This is a genomic window from Catenovulum sp. 2E275 (genome assembly GCF_025515275.1).
GTDB lineage: Bacteria > Pseudomonadota > Gammaproteobacteria > Enterobacterales > Alteromonadaceae > Catenovulum.
The window spans coordinates 36,952-60,734 of record NZ_JAOPFU010000009.1 but is presented as its reverse complement, the minus strand read 5'-3'; the positions used below and the strand labels follow the sequence as shown (position 1 = coordinate 60,734).

The 23,783-nt window shown below is 37.7% G+C and carries 19 protein-coding genes; 7 read left to right on the top strand and 12 right to left on the bottom strand.

The features are described 5' to 3' along the window. Window positions 1-4 precede the first annotated feature (4 nt). Entirely contained in the window at window positions 5-541 is a 537-nt protein-coding gene (locus N7931_RS06950) for a hypothetical protein (protein ID WP_262792924.1), read from the top strand. On the opposite strand, the gene N7931_RS06945 is transcribed toward N7931_RS06950, so the two are convergent. The 5 genes from N7931_RS06945 to N7931_RS06925 are packed head-to-tail and all read right to left on the bottom strand — an operon-like array spanning window position 521 to window position 7,423. Then, window positions 521-2,119: a TnsD family transposase gene (locus N7931_RS06945; RefSeq protein WP_262792922.1), complete on the bottom strand. Its 1,599-nt coding sequence runs from the start codon at window positions 2,117-2,119 to the stop codon at window positions 521-523. The two genes, N7931_RS06950 and N7931_RS06945, sit on opposite strands and share 21 nt — an antisense overlap. Next, the gene (locus N7931_RS06940; RefSeq protein ID WP_262792921.1) at window positions 2,079-2,993 is read right to left on the bottom strand and encodes a TniQ family protein; all 915 of its coding nucleotides are present in this window, start codon (window positions 2,991-2,993) and stop codon (window positions 2,079-2,081) included. The genes N7931_RS06945 and N7931_RS06940 overlap by 41 nt, the downstream gene beginning before the upstream one ends. Further along, a complete protein-coding gene (locus N7931_RS06935) occupies window positions 2,993-4,465 on the bottom strand; it encodes an ATP-binding protein (RefSeq protein WP_262792919.1) in 1,473 nt (490 codons plus the stop codon). Before N7931_RS06935 ends, N7931_RS06940 begins: the two co-directional genes overlap by 1 nt. A gap of 2 nt (window positions 4,466-4,467) precedes the next feature. Continuing rightward, entirely contained in the window at window positions 4,468-6,738 is a 2,271-nt protein-coding gene (locus tag N7931_RS06930; RefSeq protein WP_262792917.1) for a transposase family protein, read from the bottom strand. Next, window positions 6,731-7,423 carry a TnsA endonuclease N-terminal domain-containing protein gene (locus N7931_RS06925; protein ID WP_262792916.1) on the bottom strand — a complete coding sequence of 231 codons (693 nt, stop codon included), beginning with the start codon at window positions 7,421-7,423 and terminating at the stop codon, window positions 6,731-6,733. Before N7931_RS06925 ends, N7931_RS06930 begins: the two co-directional genes overlap by 8 nt. A gap of 495 nt (window positions 7,424-7,918) precedes the next feature. Here N7931_RS06925 and mads1 point away from each other — a divergent pair, with 495 nt between their 5' ends. The 5 genes from mads1 to N7931_RS06900 all read left to right on the top strand — a co-directional run bounded on the left by mads1 (window position 7,919) and on the right by N7931_RS06900 (window position 15,462). Then, window positions 7,919-8,101: a methylation-associated defense system helix-turn-helix domain-containing protein MAD1 gene (gene mads1, locus N7931_RS06920; RefSeq protein WP_262792915.1), complete on the top strand. Its 183-nt coding sequence runs from the start codon at window positions 7,919-7,921 to the stop codon at window positions 8,099-8,101. Window positions 8,102-8,291: 190 nt separating this feature from the next. Then, window positions 8,292-11,375, top strand: coding sequence for a type I restriction endonuclease subunit R (locus N7931_RS06915; RefSeq protein ID WP_410369339.1), 3,084 nt, complete (start codon window positions 8,292-8,294; stop codon window positions 11,373-11,375). Further along, window positions 11,368-12,612 (top strand): restriction endonuclease subunit S, encoded by a 1,245-nt coding sequence (locus tag N7931_RS06910; RefSeq protein WP_262792912.1) that lies wholly within the window; start codon window positions 11,368-11,370, stop codon window positions 12,610-12,612. The genes N7931_RS06915 and N7931_RS06910 overlap by 8 nt, the downstream gene beginning before the upstream one ends. Next, window positions 12,609-13,820: an AAA family ATPase gene (locus N7931_RS06905; protein ID WP_262792911.1), complete on the top strand. Its 1,212-nt coding sequence runs from the start codon at window positions 12,609-12,611 to the stop codon at window positions 13,818-13,820. The genes N7931_RS06910 and N7931_RS06905 overlap by 4 nt, the downstream gene beginning before the upstream one ends. Window positions 13,821-13,836: 16 nt before the next feature. Then, complete coding sequence (locus N7931_RS06900) at window positions 13,837-15,462, top strand: type I restriction-modification system subunit M (RefSeq protein WP_262792909.1); 1,626 nt, start codon at window positions 13,837-13,839, stop codon at window positions 15,460-15,462. A 175-nt stretch (window positions 15,463-15,637) separates the two neighbouring features. Here the strand turns inward: N7931_RS06900 and N7931_RS06895 are convergent, their stop codons facing one another. The 3 genes from N7931_RS06895 to N7931_RS06885 all read right to left on the bottom strand — a co-directional run bounded on the left by N7931_RS06895 (window position 15,638) and on the right by N7931_RS06885 (window position 17,851). Next, window positions 15,638-16,822, bottom strand: a complete 1,185-nt coding sequence (locus N7931_RS06895; protein ID WP_262792908.1) for an NAD(P)/FAD-dependent oxidoreductase — start codon at window positions 16,820-16,822, stop codon at window positions 15,638-15,640. 78 nt (window positions 16,823-16,900) lie between these two features. Continuing rightward, window positions 16,901-17,266: a DUF4870 family protein gene (locus N7931_RS06890; RefSeq protein ID WP_262792906.1), complete on the bottom strand. Its 366-nt coding sequence runs from the start codon at window positions 17,264-17,266 to the stop codon at window positions 16,901-16,903. Between the two features lie 141 nt (window positions 17,267-17,407). Continuing rightward, window positions 17,408-17,851 carry a hypothetical protein gene (locus N7931_RS06885; RefSeq protein ID WP_262792904.1) on the bottom strand — a complete coding sequence of 148 codons (444 nt, stop codon included), beginning with the start codon at window positions 17,849-17,851 and terminating at the stop codon, window positions 17,408-17,410. A 233-nt stretch (window positions 17,852-18,084) separates the two neighbouring features. Between N7931_RS06885 and panB the strand changes: the two genes are divergently transcribed. Continuing rightward, window positions 18,085-18,834 (top strand): 3-methyl-2-oxobutanoate hydroxymethyltransferase, encoded by a 750-nt coding sequence (gene panB, locus N7931_RS06880; RefSeq protein ID WP_262792902.1) that lies wholly within the window; start codon window positions 18,085-18,087, stop codon window positions 18,832-18,834. On the opposite strand, the gene N7931_RS06875 is transcribed toward panB, so the two are convergent. The 4 genes from N7931_RS06875 to hemA all read right to left on the bottom strand — a co-directional run bounded on the left by N7931_RS06875 (window position 18,831) and on the right by hemA (window position 23,768). Further along, window positions 18,831-20,399 (bottom strand): DUF3369 domain-containing protein, encoded by a 1,569-nt coding sequence (locus N7931_RS06875; protein WP_262792901.1) that lies wholly within the window; start codon window positions 20,397-20,399, stop codon window positions 18,831-18,833. The genes panB and N7931_RS06875 overlap by 4 nt on opposite strands. A 115-nt stretch (window positions 20,400-20,514) precedes the next feature. Beyond that, complete coding sequence (gene prmC, locus N7931_RS06870; protein ID WP_262792900.1) at window positions 20,515-21,399, bottom strand: peptide chain release factor N(5)-glutamine methyltransferase; 885 nt, start codon at window positions 21,397-21,399, stop codon at window positions 20,515-20,517. A gap of 16 nt (window positions 21,400-21,415) precedes the next feature. Continuing rightward, window positions 21,416-22,501: a peptide chain release factor 1 gene (prfA, locus tag N7931_RS06865; RefSeq protein ID WP_262792899.1), complete on the bottom strand. Its 1,086-nt coding sequence runs from the start codon at window positions 22,499-22,501 to the stop codon at window positions 21,416-21,418. A 10-nt stretch (window positions 22,502-22,511) separates the two neighbouring features. After that, the gene (gene hemA / locus N7931_RS06860; protein WP_262792897.1) at window positions 22,512-23,768 is read right to left on the bottom strand and encodes a glutamyl-tRNA reductase; all 1,257 of its coding nucleotides are present in this window, start codon (window positions 23,766-23,768) and stop codon (window positions 22,512-22,514) included. Window positions 23,769-23,783: the final 15 nt, after the last annotated feature.

Here is a 23,783-nt window from a genome sequence, read left to right as displayed (position 1 = left end):
CCTCATGACTATTCAAATTTCACGTAAAACGCCGACGACCGTCATAGCCGAAAAGTGGGAGGTTCTGAAAGTAAAAACACAAGATGATGAATATTTTAAGGTATTTTCCAGTATTGTTAATGATGAGTGGCGAATTAGCTCTGGTGCCTATCATTTTCAAGAATTAAAAGAAGACGATGAATATTGGTACTGGCCTCAGCTCAGTGGCAGCGTCTACTGCTTAAAGAAAGATGCTCTTGGTATTGAAAATTCATATCACAAACACATTCTCGATAAACTTATTGCGGGAGCAAAAAGCTTAAGGGCTGATATATTCGAAATATCGCTCCCTATCGAAGCAATACCTAAACACAATATTTCTCACAATGCATTGAAATTACTATCAATGGAATGCAATAAACGATTTAAAAACAATCAAAAGAAACGTTTCATAAGCTGGCTCTCTAATTACGACTGCGCTTTGAACATAAAGCCGATAGAAATATGCAAAGACGAAGCTAGCATCATCAAAACCTTCACATTATTTGATAATACCCAGTGAATGTAATAGCTGCTTCGTTTTCGGCAATAGATTTAGCTTCCTATTAAGGTGCCCCTTATCTCTCAACGCACGACCGAGTGCACTTAAAGATTTTGGTAACGGATGCTTTAATTGCTTAATACCTATGTAAAGCCGGTCATCTTCTTTGCTCCAATCAAGCTTATGCAGGATAGGCACTTCAGGGGCAGGCAAGATAGATTCTAATAAAGCTCGATTATTGCGATAGAGGTAAAAAAAGGCTTGATTACAGTGAAATTTTACATCCTTTCTTAACCACTCAGGGTGACCATACCGAGCTTGAATGATCTCCTTTACTGCTAATGCTATTTTTTGCTGCTTCTTGAAATTTTTTCTCCACTCAGCAAGCCCCGGTGTATTTGAAATCACTTGTTCAACATAGCCAATTCCAACACCGACATTTTCTGCGATTATTTTTCGATGACGGCCAAGCTGAGCTTGGAGTATTACCCAGTCACGTACTTTCCTATCAAAAGATAATCTATTCGATTGATGAAAGATATTATTAAGTTCAGCTAAGCGCCTTATATAACAACGGCTTCGGCCTGTTTGTTTCTCTAATTTATTTAGACTGATTCCGGACTTTAAGCCTTTAATGATTAACTCATCAGCATCTGCTGTTTCCTCTAATGGTAAAGCGATTTGTTCAGTAAGTTTTAACTCATCAAAATAGATGCTGGCTTTAGCATCAAATAACCAAAAGCCAAGCAACAAATGTTTTAATGGGTGCATCGAAAAATGGGTTTTATTTCGCAAAAGCGGCCCAATAAAATTAAAATCTAGTAAGTTATAAGCTCCTTCGGGAAGTTCTATCTCCTTATAAAAGAGCTTTAACGATTGCTTTAACTGTTTTAGTCGAATATTTCCACATCGAGTCAAATAGCCTTTTCTATCTAACATAATTAAATAGTTCGATTTGTTAAACTTAGCTCTTGGGCAAAGAACAAGTGCTTCGTAAACACCGAAGCAAAATGCTGCAAATCGAACTGTTATATCTTTACAGGGATACGCCCATACATTGGCTTTAGGTAAGGTAATTAGCCTGTCAATTCCACCATCCCCGCATGTAATTCGAGTTAAGTGACAAAAGTGAACTGGACAAGCTTCAACGCCAGGTATCTGAAAACGTATATCAAAGAAACTGAACCCTTTATTCACCCGCTGTTCTTGAGCACATAAAGAGCAATAACTATGGCTTAAAGGGATCTCTATCGATGAACTTGGGATATGGGATGCAGCAATTGCAGCCCCTTTATTAGCCAACATCTGTTGCTTCAAAATGCCTGATTTATCATTTTCAAAGTACCTAAACAAAGGGTGTAACGTATGAAAACTTAGTATCTTATTTACGTCAAACGTACTCACTTGTGATACTTGAAATAAATAACTGGGTAAATACGGATGAATACGGATCCTCTGGGTTCTAAAAATTGCTTTAAATGTGCTCTCAGTTAGCCCCACACCGTATCGACAGTGGCTTCGAGCAACCCAGCTATAAACAGTTTCGTAAGGGATAAAGCTAACGGTCTTCACGTAAAAAACGTAGCTCAGGAAGTTCATCTCGTAACCAAAATAAGATTGCGAGCCAATATAAAGGATGTCGGATACCTTTGTTTTGTGAACGCCCAGAAAGGGTTAACCATAATATGTTTGGCATACGACCATTATTCCTCGCAAACCGAGTAAACAGGCCTGCCAGACAAGCCATTCCCACATCCTCTCTCATAGATTTAAATAGATTATTAAAGAGTGGACGATGTGTGCTTTTAATTACTCCTTCAATTTGCAGTTGTCGCTTAATGTAGTTAGGAACATCGCGACCCCATTCTGGATTTGCTTGTAAATGTCTACTCAATTTATAAATAAAAGGCTGCCAACAGTGTTGCCAATCGGCGTCAACAACCAGTTCCTCAGATCCATTTAGAAAGTGATGCGGGAGTTTAAAAGCCAGATAACGAAGCTCTGCATGGCTGTGCAAAGCAACTTTATGCTTTTCACAAATAAGTACACCTGGCAATTGATGAAATGAACGCCAATAACTTACACCAAAAGTTGTTCGATCTTCCGCTAAACAGTGTGGGCAAAACTTCCAGCGTTTATCTACATTAAAAGGGCTCTCTTCCATATTGTTTCGTACATTGCTTTCAGTCAGATCTGAAGGCTTTAAATCGTTAGGTAATGATAGTAACCAAGGGGCGAAAGGCGTGTGCAATAGGCGTAGCTTAAACTGTTGCTCCAATGAGACTGACATTAATTCAAGAACCGCATTCATATTGCCACACAGCGGCACTTGAGAGCGTAGCCAATGATATGGAAGCTGATTCATGCTAAAGAACTCTTTATCACTCAGGTGCATTTGAGCACTCAGAAAACGACCTCGAACAAAACAGCTGTAAACATGCTCTTCAGGTAATAACGCGGGTATGCGGATCATTATTTATGCTCTAATGTCTGAGGTCCTGATAAGCCATTTTTCTTATTCGCTAGGCTTTCTTTGATTTTCTCCAGCTTTTTATATTGAGCAGGTTTTAAGACCATACCTTCCAGGCTATCAAGAATATCTTTTTCAATATCTTCAGCTGCCTTTCCTGTCACATCCATTTTTTGGACAGATTGATGTAAATATTTAAGTGCCGAATCCACCCGCTCATTATCAAAGTACTGCTGAACAGTGATTAAATCAGCAAAGGGACCTTTCTTACCCGTATTGATGCATTGAATCGCATATCGTAAAAGTGGATAACGTTTACGAAAGACCTGCATTATGAGTTGCTTAGAGATACGCTCTTTACCTGAACGTATCGCTTCTACTAGAACCGCTTGCCACAAACCAATCAAATAATCTGGTACACCGCCAGACAAATTAAACAGCAATTCATCTATTTCTTTGGTTCTTTGAATTATCTTTCTGAGCGGTTGAAATTCATATAGCGCTTTTAAAATACGCTCCCGTGTATGTTCATCAGTGAATGGCTTTAATTCAAAGACTTCTCCTTGGCGGCGTTTATGCCGGGAGTTTTTCTCAAATAGCCCTAGAGCATCGGGTGTGCCTATTTTTAAAAGTGGTGTGTACAGGCTATTAGAAATATCGTCAAACATTTGAATGACTTCTTGGCGATATCGCAGTGAGCTAATAAGTAAGGTTTGAAATTCATCAACAACTAATAGGCCTACGTGGTGGCGATTTAATTGAGTCATTAAGAGCTCTAACATTCTATTGATCGCTTTATATTCACCTTTGTTATTTAACATTGTTTTTCTGTAAAGCGGATCACCATAGCTGGTTTTTGACAATACCCAATCAAGCTCCTCTGCAATTCGATAAATCAACTCAGGGCGTTTCGCATCATGTGGAAAATCGACTTTCAAGTAAACAATTTGAAGTTCGTTAAAGTTTTCATAATTATGCTCAAGAACCTGAGGCATTAGGTTAAACAAAATATGCTCACTGATAGTAGACTTACCATTTCCACTAAACCCTGTTAAAAACATCGCACCGGATGTAGTCTCTTTAAGTCCATTAATTAAACTGGGTTGCTCTAATTCATCTAGAGAAACAGAGGGATCTGCAATATCATAGCTCCAAGCAATTACATCTACCTTTAAGGGATTTCTTTGTACGTAGCCCGACTCGATTAAGTTATAAACACTTTGATAAAAGTCTAAATATTGCGTGCTCATGATCCTTAAATTTCTGAGTTCTTTAATCCTTCCTTCTCGTTCAGATAAACTAAGATCTTCAAATTCAAACGACGGCACAGTTACTGTTAAAAGCTTTTTCATACGAATAGGCTCTACACAAGGGGGCAATGCTAAAATTAGAGGGTTCCCTGCATAAGCTGGATTAGTTGGCTCTCTATAACGAGCTTTGGCTACACGAACAGGTAACCGCTTCTTGTTACTCATAATTAATCCTCATCATTATCAAATGCACTGCGCCCAGATGCAGGCTCGTCACTCTCATCAAAGTCAAATTGACGATGACTTAGGTGATTACTATCAATTTCGTCACTTTCATCAAAAAAAGAGTCCGATTCCATTTCATTTTTGTAGGCTTGCAACATATGATTTATGTCAGCAAAACGATTTATGTATGTTTCTAATTGAGCATTCTTTTTAATTTCAGACAGGACAGGGACAGAGCTAGATTGTTTTTCTTTATTGGCTTTTATAAGCATATCTTTAAGAAAATCTCTGAAACCTAAGCGATACATAAGCTCTTCCTCAGAAAATTCAGCTTCACTGCGGTTCATTTTATCTTTCAGAATCAAAGCTTCATGATGAGATAATCCATAAAATGCAGCTGAACGCGTATCTAGTGTTGCAACTTTCAAACCCGCATCAGTTTGGATAAAAATCAAATCAACAAAGTTTTCGTTGTATCGACATATCATTGGAACAACTCTGTTACGATTCACTCCCTTTTCTTGATATCCCTCTTTTAAAATCCATTCACAGTTATACCAAAGCCCTATTTTCTTGAAATAAATACCTTTTTGATGAACAGACACTTCACCTTTAGAAAGCAACTTCATGTAAAGCTCTTCATCAGGATAATGAAAAGTATACCCAGGCCGATATCTCAAGCTCCACTCAGCTAATTTGGCCGGTATAGGTGGTACTTCATCTTGAAGTAATGAGCGATCAAAATTGAACTCTTTTATAAAGCGGTAATTATTGTGATAGTTCACATACACCATAGTGATTATATTCAGCTCAGCGACTGTCAATGATGCGTGTTTACGTGCGAGTTGGTTATAAATGTCAGTTAGTGATTTTGATTGAAAGCCTTTACTAATCCCTTCAAAGAACTTTCTAAATACATCAAACATTTGCTCTACATTGGGTTTGTCGTCGCCTTTTCCTTTTCGAGCAAATTTAATTTGTGTTTGTAAATCGAATACCGCACCTTCTGAGATTTTGTTTTTAAACTCAGCATTATCTACAAACAAAGTAAGGGGTATGTAGTTAAAATCCCAAGCAAATTCATCTGGTGAAAACCCAAGCTCCTCTAGGAACTTACGTTTATCACGCCCAGCATTAAATAAGGCCTGACGAACCGTTTTATATGAGGGCTTTTCTGTCGTAATAAAAAAACCAGTAATATATTTACTAAGTCTATCAATAATAAAATAAAGAGTTGCTTTACCAATTTTCGTACTGCGGCTTAAATCGAAAATAGATACCAGTTCTTCTTCGAAGGGCGTTTCATCCAACTCAAAGCATTGTCCGAAGGCAATAACATCCGCAAACGCATTTCCGGTACGGCCTGCATAATCTTTCTTTTGTTCAATGGGGTTTCGCCGAGATTTGTCTCGAACTCGAATATTGCCGCCACACTCTTTCATTAACCAAAAGTAAAACTGATTAACCGTCGGACGCTCTGTAGGTGACTTTAAAGTGACTTTATACTTTTCATCTTTACGTTGGGGCAGCTTGTTCAGAGTTCGCGACTCATAATAATGTTTGGATAAGAGAAGCTCAAATGTCGCTTTTATACTAGGGCCATTGCGTTTTTGGTAAAGTCTTTTACCTAATTGAAAGACTTTAAGGTCATAGTCATCTAGCACTTTCCCTTTCGCTTTATTTTCATTTGGCCTGCCCAATTTCACATGTACTTCACGATGCTCTTTTGATTCGTGGAAAATGTTTTTGCCGATAGTAAACGCTAGCCCTGCTTTTCTGCGCCCATAGACCAAATACCCATAGAAACTGTCATATACATACTGTTTAGACTTACCACTTTGTTGAATCACTTTTTGAAATACATTTTCTCCGTAACTATTTCTAAGCGTTGCCTCTAAGTCCTTAATTAAAGGCTGGATAACATCAAAACGCTCTTGTGCTTTGTTCTGCTGCTCCGTGGTCAATTCATCAAACGGCAATAAAATTTCAGGTGGCCAATCCATCTCAATAACTTCTATCGCCCCACTTTCAATGGCTACACATGCTAATGTGTAATCTATGCGGATTGGAAACCGTGGTGTAGATTCAGTGTTTATTGCGTAAAGAAAGTTAGACTCATCATCAATTAGTACAACTAGGTAATCTTCATTAAACGCATGGCCTCCTAAGAAATACGGCTCTTGAGCCTCTTGAAGCTCTAAACTTAACGACAAGACTTTGTTTAATTGCAGTTTTTCAATTACAGAGTGTTTTTTGGAAGGGAAATCAGACATTAGGATACAACCCTAAATCAGAGGCCGCCATTTCAAGCTTTAGTGGCTTAAGCCAATTCATCTCGATTTTTTTGTGCCACAGAGCATTGTAGAAGATTGTCACGCCTGTTTCGTACTTTACACCTGTCGCATTTGAAGCTCGATCTATTAAATGAGCAGTTCGAGCATGTCGGTCATCAAATAAGCACCCAAAGAAATTAGGTAACCAACGATCCGCAACCCTTGCATAATGCATAGGTAGCTTACGATGGCGGTACAAGCACTCAAGTGAAACACTCTTAACTGTTCGTAATTTATCACTTAAAAGAAGCTCATAATGTATGCCCTTTGTTACGCAATAAGCTTCTTGTAAAGCAAGCTTTTCAGCTGTTCTATAACGCATTGCGTCTTCCGGTTGCTTCACCGGAAATGCGGCTTGATAGCTTGATCCAGTCTCTAAATCATACATATCACACATGAAATCAATTGTTTGAATTATGGGTGTTTTTGTACCTGGGTATACAGGATGCTTAACTCCAAGAAATTCAGCTGATGCTAGGGTTTCTTCAAGTGGCAAGGCATATTGCTCATACACTTCAATAACAAGCGGGTTACGAATTAATTCTAAATAGGCCCACAGCTCATTTTGTGAAAGTAAATGAACGATACGATAAGGTATTTCAAAGTGAGGTATTTTGGTTTTCACACCGAAACTTGGGATGTCCTCTGTGCGCCAAAATGGTTCATAAATTAGCTCATCGCGCTCGATACTCTCTCTATGCGCGACGTACCAATTTCGTTGCCTAGTTAGTGTTACGTCTTTAAGCCTCTTGCCCATGCTTTATTTCCAGCTCTTAAACAATCTTCGTGGAATAAATAAAGCCAACGTAAAGGTAATTTATTTGTCTCATTTCAGTTTGCATCCTAATCGATATTTACGATTAAAGAATAAACAAAGAAACGCAAACGTCAATTAAAATTACAAATAAAATCAAAGAGTTAATATATTAAAAATATAATAAATGGCAAAAACAAGTATGTTTTTTGTCATTTTAAAAATGACAAAATTTGTAAGTGGTTATTTTCTAAAAAATAATTAAAAACTGCTAACGACTTAATATTTAAGTAATTAATAAAATGGCAATGGAAATTTCCGTAATTTTCTCATATCCTAGTCATATTCAATGCATGAGAAATACCCATGAATGATGAAATAATGACCATTCAAGAGGTCGCCTTGTACCTAAAGCTGAATGAGAAGACCACCTATAGACTTGCAAGTGAAGGCAAACTTCCTGGTTTTAAAGTAGGCGGAAGTTGGCGTTTTAAGCGGACCGATTTAGAAAAGTGGATTGAAGAACAAAAAGCCATAACAAATAAGTAAAAAGGAAATTGAATAATAAAACCATCAACAATTTTACTTGATAAAAATAAATTTCCCCAGATCTTATCTGGTACAAAGATTATATTCATCCCATTCGATTAATAGATAGTTGCGGTTAGGGTAGAATACAATAGAGACAAGTCGTTGTAATAACGCATTTATTCATTTAAGTATTTGGTAGCTAAAAATGATAACGAAAGAAGCACAAATTGAACAAGCTCTTATAGATAAGCTGGGTGACTTAAAGTACTCATACCGTAAAGATATTCGAACAGAACGAGCCCTGAAGCAGAACTTTCGTGAAAAATTTGAGGCGTTAAACTTCGTCAATCTTACTGACAATGAATTTGAGCGTTTGTATCAAGACATCATTACGGCTGATGTCTTTGAAGCAGCTAAAACGCTGCGTGAACGTGGCTACTTTCAGCGTGAGGATGGCACACCGCTGCATTACACCTTAGTGAACATTAAAGACTGGTGTAAAAATGAGTTTGAAGTCATTAATCAATTACGCATGAACACGGATGAAAGCAATCACCGTTACGATGTGATTTTACTGATTAATGGTGTACCTACGGTTCAGATTGAGCTGAAGGCTTACGACATTGTGACTCGTCGGGCTATGGAACAAATCGTTGATTACAAAAACGATATTGGCAATGGCTACACCAATACACTGATGTGCTTCATTCAAATGTTTATTGTTAGCAATGAACACCACACTTATTACTTTGCAAACAACCGTAATGAGCATTTTAGCTTCAATGCTGATGAGCGTTTTTTACCTGTTTATCAACTAGCTAATGAAACTAACCGTAAAATTTCGCACTTACATGACTTTGCTGATGCCTTTTTAGCGAAGTGTACTCTCGGTCAAATGATTAGCCGTTATATGGTACTGGTTCAGTCGGAGCAAAAGCTCCTGGTTATGCGTCCGTATCAAATTTATGCGGTGGAAGCTATTGTTGACTGTATCCATGAAGGGCGAGGAAATGGCTATATTTGGCATACAACAGGTTCAGGTAAAACCCTAACGTCGTTTAAAGCGTCAACGTTACTTAAAGATAATCCTGATATTGAAAAGTGCTTGTTCGTAGTAGACAGAAAAGACTTGGATCGTCAAACCCGAGAAGAATTTAATAAGTTTCAAGACGGCTGTGTGGAAGAAAACACCAATACAGAAACGTTAGTTCGTCGTATGTTGTCAGAAGACTATTCTGATAAAGTTATCGTTACAACGATCCAGAAACTCGGCTTAGCGTTAGATGAAAACAGTAAGCGCAACCAAAGTAAACTGAAAGAGGGTAAGAAAACCTTCAAAGAGCGTTTAGAGCCATTACGAGATAAGCGTATTGTTTTTATCTTTGATGAATGTCACCGCTCTCAGTTCGGTGAAAACCATAAAGCGATTAAAGAGTTTTTCCCTGAAGCACAATTATTTGGCTTTACAGGTACTCCTATATTCGAGAAAAACTCAGCGTATACTCAAATTGATGGCAATGTGGGTTCCTTTAAGACCACAGAGAGTATCTTTGAGCAAGAGCTACACCACTATACGATTACTCATGCAATTGAAGACAAGAACGTTCTAAGCTTCCATATTGACTTTTTTGGCAAACATTCTGCAAGCAAACAATTAGCGGACGTCAGTAATGATGAAGCTGAAGTAACGGCGAAAAGAGTTACACCTCCACCACGAGCTGTTGTTCAAGAGATATTGGAAAAACATGATGCTGTGACGAATCAGCGCCGATTCAATGCCATTCTAGCAACAGCTTCTATCAACCATGCGATTGAATACTTCGAAGAGTTTAAGAGCCAGCAAGAGCTTAAAGCGTCCGAATCTGAGGACTATATTCCTTTAAATATTGCCTGTGTGTTTTCACCACCAGTGCAGCTTAGTGATAAAGATAAAGAAGATTCAGATTTAAATACACTCGCTCGAAATGTGAAAGATATTCAGCAATTACAAGAAGACCTACCACAAGAAAAAGCCGATAACGAAGTAGAGCCAGAGCGTAAAAAGCAAGCATTAATCGATATTATTAATAGCTACAACCATCAATACTCAACCAATCATACTATTAATGAGTTTGACCTCTATTACCAAGATGTTCAGCAGCGGATTAAAGATCAGCAATACGATAATGCTGATTATCCTCATAAAAACAAGATCGATATTGTGATCGTCGTTGATATGTTATTGACAGGGTTTGACTCCAAATACCTGAACACTTTATACGTGGATAAGAACCTAAAACACCATGGTCTTATACAAGCATTTTCACGTACTAACCGTGTATTGAATGATAGTAAGCCTTGGGGGAATATTTTAGATTTCCGAGGTCAAGAAAAAGAAGTTAATGAAGCGATTAAACTTTTCTCTGGTAAAAAAGAAGAAGGTGCTGAACAGGTTTGGTTGGTAGATCCTGCGCCTGTTGTCGTTGAAAAATATAAAGAAGCGGTTGATAAGTTAGAAGTTTTCATGCAAAAGCAAGGCTTAGCATGTGAGCCTTCAGAAGTGACAAATCTTCAAGGTGATGCGCAAAGAGCTTCTTTTATTAATCATTTCAAAGAAGTACAAAAATTTAAAAACCAACTAGAACAGTACACAGAACTAGATGACGAACAGAAATCTCAGGTAGCAGAGACATTACCGATTGATACCTTACGTGGCTTTAAAGGTGCGTATTTAGAAACAGCCAAAGACTTGAAACGCAAGCTAGACACAAACAAAGGGACAGGAGACTTACCTGAAGAAGTCGAGCAATTAGAGTTTGAGTTTGTGTTGTTTGCATCCGCTCTAATCGATTATGACTACATCATGGGATTAATTGCTAAATCTACTCAGGGAACAAGTAAGCAAAGCATGACGCGTCAGCAACTTATCGAGTTAATTTGCTCGCAAGCGAATTTGATGTCTGAGCGGGATGAGTTAATTGCTTATATACATAGTTTACCTTCTGGTGAAGCATTAGATGTGTCACAAATCCACGCTGGTTATCAGGCATTTAAAATGAAAAAGGCGACTAATGAACTCAATAACATGGCTATGAAGCACGGCTTAACAACAGAGAGCTTGCAGGCATTTGTTGATGGCATAATGGGACGAATGATTTTTGATGGTGAGAAACTGGGAGATCTATTGGAGCCACTAGAGCTTAGCTGGAAAGAACGTACTAAGAAAGAGTTAGCATTAATGGAAGATTTGGTTCCTTATCTAAATAAACTAGCCCAAGGGCGTGAAATTTCGGGGTTAGCAGCTTATGAATAAGTTTGAGGTGGTGCCAGAATTGAGGTTTTCTGGGTTTAACAAAGCGTGGACAAAAAAACGCTTAAAAGAAATTGGTACTTTTCTGGGGGGAGGAACACCCAGTAAGACTAATCCAGATTTTTGGACGGGACTTATACCATGGGTATCAAGCTCAGATATAACTGATGATTCAATACATCAAATAAAAGTAACAAGATTTATTACTGAAGATGCAATAGCTAAATCAGCAACAAAACTAGTACCAGAAAACACGATACTTTTAGTTTCAAGAGTTGGTGTGGGAAAGTTGGCAGTCACAACTAAAACCTTATGCACTAGCCAGGATTTTGCTAACTTTACTCCCAGTGAAGATGATGTTTACTTTTTAGCTTATTATTTAAAAAGTAAAAGCACTGAATTTTTAAAATTTAATCAAGGTATGGCGATTCAAGGATTTACAAAAGATGATATATCAAACTTTGTACTCTATATACCTCAGGATCTTGATGAGCAACAAAAAGTAGCTGACTGTCTTTCTTCGATAGATGACTTGATTACTAAAAATACTCAAAAATTAGAAGCGTTAAAATTACATAAAAAAGGCTTAATTCAAAAACTATTTCCAGTAGAAGGAAATAGTGTACCTGAGTGTAGAATCAGTGGAAGTGAGGGCTATTGGATAGAGAAAGAACTAAAGGACATAACTTCCTCAATATTTGATGGTACACATCAAACTCCGAAATACACAGAAGATGGTGTACCATTTTTTAGTGTTGAAAATATAGTTAGTAATAAAGATAATAAATTTATTTCTATTGATGATCATAGTTTAGCAACAGTGAAAAACAAACCAGAGTTAGATGATATTATAATTACAAGAATAGGTAAGATTGGATTTACAAAGGTAGTTGATTGGGATTACGACTTCAGTATTTACGTAACTCTAGCTGTAATAAAAAATGACAAAAGATTTAATTCAAAATATTTGCATTCATATATGCAGTCAGAACGTTTTCAAAATGAATTGCAAAGAAGGTCTTTATTAAATGCTGTACCATGTAAAATTAACATGGACGAACTGCGTAAATCTAAAGTAATGTTACCATTAGATATAGGTGAACAAAATCGTATCGCGGATTGTTTATCTTCTCTCGATGATACAATTGAATCTCAATCGAAAAAAATTAAAGTATTGAAAAAATATAAAAAAGGTTTAATGCAGAAGTTATTCCCAGAAATGGAAGGGGATATTGCATGAGCGAGCTAATTTATTCTGAACTTGGCGAGGTGTCTGAAAAGTTTAGAGATGTATTTGAAAATGGTGTTCCTAGAGGAAAAAGAACTCAAACAGTAAATCAGATACTAGTCTTTGCTTACAATGGTACTGGCAAAACTCGCTTGTCTATGGCATTTAAAGAGCTCGGTAAAGATGTTATTTCGCGTCCTGCTAATGGCACGGATGATGTTACGACACAGTTAGTAACAGAGGAAACAACAAGAGATACTCTTTATTTTAATGCGTTCACTGAAGATTTGTTTTCTTGGGATAACGATCTAGATAATGATCAACAACGAGTATTAAAAATTAATCAGGACTCTCATTTTTTTGATGGTTTGCAAGAGCTTGAAATGGAGAATCGTATTCGCCCTCTATTACAACGTTATGCTGATTTTGATTTTCAAATTGATTACTCCAATTGGACTGTTAACTTTAATCGTGAGATAGAGTTAGAAGACGGTTCACATGAAACAATAGAACATATAAAGGTTTCTCGTGGTGAAGAAAATATATTTGTTTGGTGTTTCTTTTTAGCTGTAGCGCAATTAGCTATTGATGGGCAAGAAGCTTATAGCTGGGTGAAGTATTTATATATTGATGATCCTATTTCTTCATTGGATGATCACAATGCTATATCGGTAGCCAACCATCTTTCTCAATTACTCAAATCAGCTAACGGGTCCATTAAAACTGTAATCTCATCTCATCACGCGCTATTTTTTAATGTAATGTGGAATGAGTTGAATGAAAAAGGAAAATTACAACCATACTTTCTAAAACACGATAAAGATAATAAACAATATTCCTTAAAATATACTAGAGATACGCCATTTTTCCATCATGTAGCATTGTTAGAGCAACTTCACCAAGCTTCTGAATCTGGAAGTTTGTTTACCTATCATTTTACGATCTTACGAAGCATATTGGAAAAGACCGCTACATTCCATGGGTTTAATAATTTTTCTGCTTGTATTAAAAAACAAGCTAACGACCCCGAAGGAATATTACATGCTAGATTGGTTAATATTTTAAGTCATGGAAATTACTCTCTATTTGAGCCGATGGAAATGACAGAAGAAAATAAAGGTCATTTCAGAAATATTCTAAGCGATTTTATGACAAATTATCGTTTTAACCCAGATCTGTTCCCTGATACACCAACGCAACAACTAGTAACAGAGCAATAAGTAGAGATATATTAAGATGACTCAAGAGCAATTAAATAAATTAGGTAAAACTCTGTGGGATATCGCGGACACTTTGCGTGGTGCAATGAATGCTGATGATTTCCGTGACTATATGCTTTCTTTTCTGTTTTTACGTTACTTATCTGATAACTTTGAAACCGCAGCTAAGAAAGAGTTAGGTCGAGACTATCCAGTGCTTGATAAGGATAGTAAATCGGCACCTTTAGCTATTTGGTATAAGCATAACCCTGTCGACGTCCCATCTTTCGAAAAACAAATGCGCCGTAAATTGCATTATATTATCAAGCCTGAGCATCTGTGGTCTAGTATCGCTGAAATGGCGAGAGTGCAAGATGATGAGTTGCTCAAAACGCTAGAGGAAGGGTTCAAATACATTGAAAATGAAAGCTTTAATAGTAGCTTTCAAGGCTTGTTCTCCGAGATAAATTTAAATTCAGAAAAGTTAGGGAAAAAGCCATCAGATCGTAATACAAAGCTATGTAATATTATCCAAAAGGTATCTGAAGGTATTGCTCAGTTCTCTACTGATACTGATATTTTAGGGGATGCTTACGAATACTTGATTGGTGAGTTTGCTGCCAATGGTGGTAAAAAGGCTGGCGAGTTTTATACTCCGCAACCAATATCAACTATCCTTTCCGAGATTGTCACATTAGACAGTCAAGAACCAAAGATGGGTAAAAAAAGGAACTTAAACCGAGTTTTGGACTTTACTTGTGGTTCAGGTTCTTTGCTATTGAATGTACGTAAACATATCACGTCTGCTGGTGGTAGCATCGGTAAGATTTACGGACAAGAAAAAAATATCACCACCTATAACTTAGCTCGTATGAACATGTTGCTTCATGGAGTAAAAGATACTGAATTTGATATTTTTCATGGTGATACGTTATTCAATGATTGGGATCTACTTAATGAAAAGAACCCAGCTAAAAAGCTTAAGTTTGATGCTGTAGTCGCTAACCCACCATTTAGTTATCGATGGGAATCTGACAGAGCTGAGTTTAAAGAAGATTTCCGTTTCAAAAATCACGGTATAGCCCCTAAATCTGCGGCTGATTTTGCTTTTCTATTGCATGGTTTCCACTTTTTAAGTGATGAAGGCACGATGGCTATTATTTTGCCTCATGGTGTCTTGTTTAGAGGTGGGGCGGAACAACGTATACGCAGCAAGCTATTAAAAGATGGGCACATTGATACTGTTATCGGTTTACCTTCTAATCTGTTTTTCTCAACGGGTATCCCTGTTTGTATTCTCGTACTAAAAAAATGCAAGAAGTACAATGATGTTTTGTTTATCAATGCTAGTGATGAAGAGAACTTCGAAAAGGGTAAACGCCAGAATAAGCTTCGCCCAGAAGATATTCAAAAGATAGTCGATACCTATAGATTTAGAGAGCAAGAAGAACGCTATTCTCGCCGAGTCTCAATGGAAGAGATCGAGAAGAATGATTTCAACTTGAATATCTCGCGATATGTAAGCACAGCTAAAGCAGAAGCTAAGGTGGATTTACAAGCAGAGCATGAAAAGTTAGTTGAGATTGAAAAAGATATCAATAAAGCCTTAGATAAGCACAATAGCTTCCTCAAAGAACTAGGTTTGCCTTTGTTGCCCAGATAACTATAGATTTTATATATTAATTTTCATTAACAATAAAATGATGACAATATTTAAGGCTTAACTTTCAATAAATTAAGCCTTTTTAGTACATGGTTTACTCGGAGATTGTCTTCTGTGTGATTTCAATTGTCTTCGATGCAATTTCAATTGTCTTCGTTTTATTTTCATTAAATCATTAAACCGCTAGCCCACAAGCGACACCGCTACTCCAAGCATATTGGAAATTGTAGCCGCCTAGCCAGCCGGTCACATCGGTTACTTCACCAATAAAATATAAACCCGCAGACTTTTTGGCTTCAAAAGTTTTTGAACTGAGTTCATCGGTATCGACCCCACCTAATGTTACTTCGGCGGTTCTGTAGCCTTCTGTGCCGTTTGGTTTAATTGTCCATTGATGAAAATATTCATCAAGTTGCTTGATTTCACTATGGCTGAGCTGATTCACAGCTTTATCTGGAATCGCCTGTTCAGCAATTAAGGTATCAATAAAACGGCCGGGTAATATTTGATTAAGGCAGTTTTTAAGCGACTTTTTAGGGCTGTCTTTACGCCAGTTTTCGATTAACTCAATTAAACGATTATCTGGTAATAAATTAATGGTGACAGCTTGGCCTGCTTGCCAATACGAGGATATTTGTAAAATAGCCGGGCCGGATAAACCACGATGGGTGAATAAAATATTCTCACGAAAACGCTGACCATTTTCACTAGAAACTAAGCAGTCAATGCTGATGCCGGATAAACCATCAAACCTTTTTTTGTCATGATCGTGCAAAGTAAAAGGCACAAGTGCAGCTGTAGTGGGTAGTACAGTTAAACCAAATTGTTCAGCTATTTTATAACCAATTGGCGATGCGCCTAGTTTTGGCATGGTTAAGCCGCCACTGGCAACCACTAAAGATTGGCAAGTATATTCACCGCTTGAGGTTTCTAATAAATAATTATCCGCGGTTTTAGACACGTTAATCACTTCGCTACGCAGAATAACCTCGACGCCAGCCCACTCGCATTCGGTTAATAAAATATCAACAATATCCTGTGCACTGTTATCGCAAAAAAGCTGGCCTAATGTTTTGTGATGATAATCTAAACCGTGGCGGTCAACCAATTCAATAAAATCTTGTTGGGTATAACGGCTTAAACAGGATTTTACAAAGTGTGGATTTTTACAAAGATAGTTAGCCGGACTGGCATTTTCATTAGTGAAGTTACAGCGGCCACCACCACTGATTAATATTTTTCGACCTGCTTTTTTACCCATATCTAGCACAGCTACCTGCTTACCGCGATAGCCCGCCGTAGCGGCACACATTAAACCGGCTGCGCCTGCACCTATGATGATGACATCAAATTGTTTCACTTTTTACCTATTAACCCATTAATTAAACCGTTAAAACTAGCGCAGATTATACCTAACTCAACGGCTTAATGGGGAAATTTAGGGATAATAAGATTTATTAGAGGTAATTTTGGCTAACCCTTTTACAATTTTAAATACTGACCAAATCCAGACGATACATAAAATAAAATAACCAATCACAATAAAAATAGTGATAAAACCAATGATGGTAAAAAACAATCCCCACCAAAATATTTTTGAGATATTAGTGTAGTGGTCTTCAAATAATGTGCCCCTGGCTTCACTGCTTTTTACCATCGCCCAAAATGCACCAATAAACCAAAATATGCCGGTAAATAAACCCGCAACCATTAATCCATAAGCAATTAGAGCATTTGTTTTGGCGGCATCATCTCTTACCGATAAACCTGTATATGGATCTTTTCCATGTTCAAAATTATTCATACGTTATTCCTTAGCTTGTATTTTTGAAGCTGCCTATCATTAAGGATAACCGTATATTTTGCAATTATTTTATAATTTAAAACAGGGCGATATACCCTGTATTTATTCAGCTAGCTTTATTAACTTAGCCAATGGGTGGATTTAATTGAGTTGTTCATTTTCCAGCTTTTTATCTAATTTTTGCTCTAGCTTTTCTTCCTGTTCTTGTCGCTTTTGTAATTGCTGTTGCTGACGTTTTTGTAATTCAGCCTGTGCCGCATGTTCGTTTTCTTCAATCATTTGCTGGCGCTCATTTTGAGTGGTTTGCTGATTTTGACGCATTTCATTAATTTTTTGCTGGTGCGACTGCTTAACTTTTAATTCTTGCTCATCCATTTGCTTTAAATAAGCCTGCTCTTTTTTCTCCTGCTGCTTTCTAATATGAGCTTCGCGTTCATCCATATTTTGTTGCTGGACTTGCTGAGCATGATTGAGTTTTTGCTGATGTTCCTTTTTTTGCTCTGTATGCTGCAAAGATTCGGCTGATAAAAATGCTGAGGTTGTTGCGCATACTAGGGTAAATGCAATCAGTCTGACTTTTTTCATAACACTTCCTTAATCTTTTAAAATTGAACTCTCAACTTAATCCAAACAAATTAGCTCTGCCATCTTCATCATTAAAACCTGTGAACGCTTTGTCAGTTTTTGTATTTCATCCCATTTAGATTAATAAATTATCAATAAAAAAAGTTAAACCTGAGCTTGCAGGATTTAATTTTTATTTTTTAACTAAAAAGAGTATCCTTAGCCGTTATCACTAGGCTATTTGTTTAATTTTTATGAGACAAACACTTAAACAACTTCAACAATTAAAAGGCGTTAGCCGCATTAGCATGTTAACGGCTTATAATTGCCCGGTTGCACGCAGTATTGAGCAAGCCGGAATTCCAATTATTTTAGTTGGCGATTCGGTTGGTATGGTTGAAATGGGGTTTTCCAGCACGCGTGATGTCACTATGGATCACATGGTTTATCATATTGCAGCGGTTCGCCGCGGTGCGCCAAATACACATATTATTGGTGATTTACCGCATTTGTCTTACGAAACCGTTGAAGATGCAGTGGACAATGCCAAACGCATTATTACTGCCGGAGCCGATAGCGTAAAGTTAGAAGGCCCATATTATCAAGCAGTACAAGCCATTACCGAGGCTGGCATTGAGGTATGTGCTCATACCGGTTTAACCCCACAAAAAGCAACCAGCTTTAAAAAAGTGGGTAAAGATGCAGCCGAAGCTGAGCAAATTTTACAAGAGTCGATTCAATTACAACAAGCCGGTGCAGGTATGATAGTAATTGAGCATGTTCCGGCTGAATTAGGAGAAAAATTAACTCAGGCATTAACCATTCCAACCATAGGAATTGGCGCTGGCGGGCAAACTGATGGGCAAGTATTAGTAATTAACGATGCGCTAGGCATTGGTGATTATTGGCCGCCATTTTCAAAACAGTATGCGCATGTCAGCGATACGATTTTAAAAGTAGCCAGCCAATATAAAACCGAGGTTGAAACGAAACAGTACCCTTAACCAAATTGAGCTTCTTCTGTGTCTGGAAACTCTAAGAGAATCTTTTCAAACTCATTAATATGAGTAAGCATGATATCTACTAATTGAGGATCAAAATGTTTACCACTTTGCTCCTCAATATGTTCTAAAGTATCTGCGACTGACCAAGCTTTTTTATAACACCGTTCGTTTCTAAGGGCATCATAAACATCTGCTATTGCAACAATTCGTCCATATAAATGAATGTCTTCTGCCTTTTTTCTATTAGGATAGCCTGTACCATCCCATTTTTCATGATGGTCTAATGAAATAATAGCACCAGCGGAAATAATTGCTTTATTACTATTTTGCAAAATTTTATAGCCTAATTCGGCGTGTTTTTGCATAATATTTCTTTCTTCGTCAGTTAATTTACCTGGCTTATGTAATATTTTGTCTGATATACCTATTTTACCAATATCATGTAATGGCGAGGCTAACACCAACTCTTCTATAGTCGCATTTGGCAAATTAAGCTTTTCAGCCAAAACTCTACAATACTGTGCGACTCTTTTTACATGGTTTCCAGTTTCTTTTGAGCGGCACTCAACAGCTTCACTCATCCGGAAAACGACTTCTTTTTGAGTATCTTCAATTTCCTGTGTCAGTAACACATTATCAAACGCAATTTGTACATTTTGGGTAAATAATTCAATTAAATGTTTATCTGTTTCAGATAAAGCTTCAGCAATATTTGAAATATATAATAAAGCACCACGCGTACTGCGGCTTTGACAATATGCAATAATATAATCATGGCCGTATACAATTGACTTATTTGCAATCGCCTGATCAAAATCCAGTTTCTGTTCTTGAGCAATTACATCAAATAAGTGTTTACCTTCTAAACCTGAAAACTCTCCTTGCCCAGCAACCACCACTAACTGTCCATCTCCGGTTTCATCATCAGCAACTAAAGAAGTAATATACATAGCTTCATCTGAACAAGAAATAATAGAAGTCAACTGACGTAAAAGCCCTTGAATAAAACTTTCCATTGAATGATTACTAAATAAATTAGCTGATGCTTGGATAATAGTTTCAAGTCCTGCCCGGTTTTTTTCGAGTGCCATAATATCGCGATAAGAACGCAAACTAGACATCACTACTGTAAAAAGTTTTTGTGCAGTTAGCTCAGTTTTTGATTTATAGTCATTAATATCGTAATTAACAATTACCTGACGCTCTGGTGCCTGACCGGGTTGACCGGTTCTTAAAATCACTCTGACAAAATGGTTATTTGCCTGATTACGAATAAAATCAACTACTTTGAGTCCTGCATCATCTGTTTCCATAACAACATCGAGTAAGATAACTGCTGCATCCTGGTGAGCTAAAATGGTTTGTTTAGCTTCTTCTCCTGAATAAGCACTAATAAACTCTAATCCTTTATTATGAAAGGTGAAGTCACTTAATGCCAATTTAGTAACCGCATGTACTTCTTCTTCATCATCAACAATAATGATTTTCCATTTCTGAATGTTTGGGTTTTCACTTAATGGAGTATCTTCTAGCTCTTCTTCAAAAAATAAAAAATCATCGTTCATAACAGCAGGTCCCAGCTAATAATTAGGAATTTTTCCTAATTATTAAATTAGATGAGAAATATTAAACCCACAAGAAAATAATCAAAAAATCAATCGGATTAGTAAAGAAGAGAGGTTATTTTTTAAATTGGGCTAGGGTTATTCTAGGCTGGCCAGATAAGTCACTAATGGTTTGAACCAATTGATAGCTGGCATACTGGTTAAATACGGCTTGCACCGCACCAGCCTGCTGATAGCCATGCTCCAAAATAAGCCAAGCTTGATCGGCTAAAAAATGTTGAGCAGTTTCAATAATATGTTCAATATCAGCCATGCCATTGTTTGCAGCAACCAATGCGGATTCGGGTTCAAATCTCACATCGCCTTGCGCCAAATGCGGATCATTTTCTTCAATATAAGGCGGATTAGAAACAATTAACTGATATTGTTGAGGGTTTAAATTTAGCGGCTCAAACCAGCTTCCCTGATAAATATTAATTGCTAAATTTAATGCTGTTGAGTTCTGCTGGGCTAATTCTGCGGCTTGCTTTGAATATTCCACTGCATCAATTTGCCAGTTTGGACATTCGGATTTAAGCGCCAACGCAATTGCGCCTGTGCCTGTGCCTAAATCGAGCGCTTTTAGCGTATCATTAAGCTGGTGTTGATATAAATCTAACACAGTTTCAATAATAACTTCGGTATCCGGACGCGGAATTAAAGTTGAAGCATTAACCGCTAAAGCTAATCCCCAAAATTCTCGGTTACCAATTAAATGTGCAACCGGTACACCGGTAATACGCTGCTTAATTAGGGCTGAAAATTGGTCAATTTGAGTTTGAGATAATTCCCGCTCAGGCCAAGTTAATAAATAACTGCGCTCGGTTTTTTCAAGTGCATGTAATAATAATAACTGGCTATCTAACCGGGCTGATTCTGAGTTAACTAACAAGCTGGCGGCACTGCGCCAAGCTTGCTCAATGTTAAGCGGTGAATCAAACAGTGAAGTACCAACACTCATTAAATCAATAGCTTAATTAGTTATCTGATAATGCAGCTAACTGATCAGCCTGATGTTCTTGTACCAGCGGATCTAATACAGAGTTTAAATCGCCTTCAATTACATCTGTTAATTTGTATAAGGTTAAGTTGATTCTATGATCGGTAATTCGCCCTTGTGGATAGTTATAAGTGCGGATACGTTCTGATCTATCACCACTTCCTACTAAATTACGGCGGGTTGATTCATCTTCTACACGGCGTTTTTCGTCTTCAGCTGCTTGAATTCGCGCAACCAATACCGACATAGCTTTAGCTTTGTTTTTATGTTGCGAACGCTCGTCTTGACATTCCACCACAACACCGGTTGGAATATGGGTAATACGTACCGCAGAATCGGTTCGGTTAACGTGCTGACCACCCGCGCCCGATGCACGGAAAGTATCAATACGTAAATCTGCCGAATTAATTTGCACCGCTTCAGCTTCTGGGACTTCCGGTAATACCGCGACCGTACAGGCCGAAGTATGAATTCGCCCTTGCGATTCAGTTTCTGGTACACGCTGAACCCTATGACCGCCCGATTCAAATTTTAATAAACCATAAGCGCCGTCGCCTTCAATCCGGGCAATGACTTCTTTATAACCACCCTGTTCGCTTTCGTTAGCACTCATTAATTCAATTTTCCAGCGTTTACGCTCAGCAAAACGTGAATACATACGGAATAAATCACCGGCAAATATACCAGCTTCGTCTCCACCGGCTCCGGCTCTAATTTCAACAAAGCAGTTGCGATCGTCATTTGGATCTTTAGGCAGTAATAAAATTTGCAACTCGTGTTCTAAATCTTCTAATACACCTTTAGCTGCTTTAATTTCTTCCTGCGCCATTTCACGCATTTCAGCGTCGTCATCTTCAAGCATTTCTTGCGCTGCAGCTAAATTATCCTGTGCGTCTTTAAAAGCCCGAAACCCTTTAACAACTTCTTCTAATTGAGCATATTCTTTTGATAATGCTCTAAATTTATCCTGATTAGTAATAACATCAGGATCACCTAACATGGCCTGAACTTCTTCGTATCTTTCTTCAAGCAGTTCTAACTTGTGAATAATAGATTCTTTCATGGATTTTGTTTTACTCTGGATTAACGCCAAGATGCTCGGCTAAAAATTCGATATTACATTTATTATCTGAACTCGCGGCTGCTCTTAAAGCCACGGTTGGTGTATGAACCAATTGATTTGTTAACTTATTACTTAATTCAGTTAATACTTTTTGCGGCTCTGCACCCTGTTCTAACTGATTCAATGCACGTTGTAATAATGTGTCTTTTATTTTTTCGGCTTGCGCGCGGTAACTTCTTACGTAATCAACCGACTCAAGCGATTTTAACCAAAGCTGATAGTTTTCAACTTCGTTTTCGATAATACCCTGTGCTTTTTCTGCTGCTTTCACACGCTTTTGTTGATTGCGCTGGACTATACCCTGCAAATCGTCAACTGTATATAAATAGATATTATCTATATCGTTAACCTGAGTTTCAATGTCTCTGGGCACAGCTAAATCCACCATAAAGATAGGACGATTACGGCGCTGTTTAATTGCGTTTTCAACCATACCTTTACCAATTAAAGGTAAAGTGCTGGCGGTTGAGCTGACGACAATATCAACTTGAGCTAATAAATCTGGTATTTGCGATAAAGTTGCCACTTTAGCATTAAACTCAGTCGCTAGGTTTTCCGCTCTTTGCGTGCTGCGGTTAGCAACGGTTAAATCGCGTGCGCCATTATCATACAAATGACGGGCAACTAACTCTGTGGTTTCGCCTGCGCCAACCAGTAATACTTTAGCTTTAGCTAAATCGGCAAAAATTTGTTTGGCTAGGCTGACAGCTGCAAAAGCAACCGACACCGCAGATTCACCAATTTCAGTATTGGTTCTAACATCTTTAGCTACTGAGAATGTCATCTGAAATAATTTGGCTAACGGGCCGCCAATAAATCTGTGTTGGTCTGCAACTGAATAAGCTTGTTTTAACTGGCCTAAAATTTGTGGTTCACCCAAAACCATAGAGTCTAACCCACAGGCAACTTGCATTAGATGCCTGATACTGTCTGCATCGCTATGAAAATACATGCAATCGCTCAGTTTTTCACAGTCAACACCATGAGAGCCGCACATCCAGCTTAATGCACTTTGTCTGTCAAATTGATCACTAGTCAGGTAAACTTCGGTTCGGTTACAGGTAGAAACCACCACAGCTTCATCGGCGATATTGGCTTCTTTTAGCGACATCACAAACTCAACAACTTGTTCTGTGGAAAATGAAACTTTCTCCCGTATACTAACTGGAGCTGTTTTGTAGCTAATACCGAAAGAAAATAATGCCATTGAAACTTCTTTGCT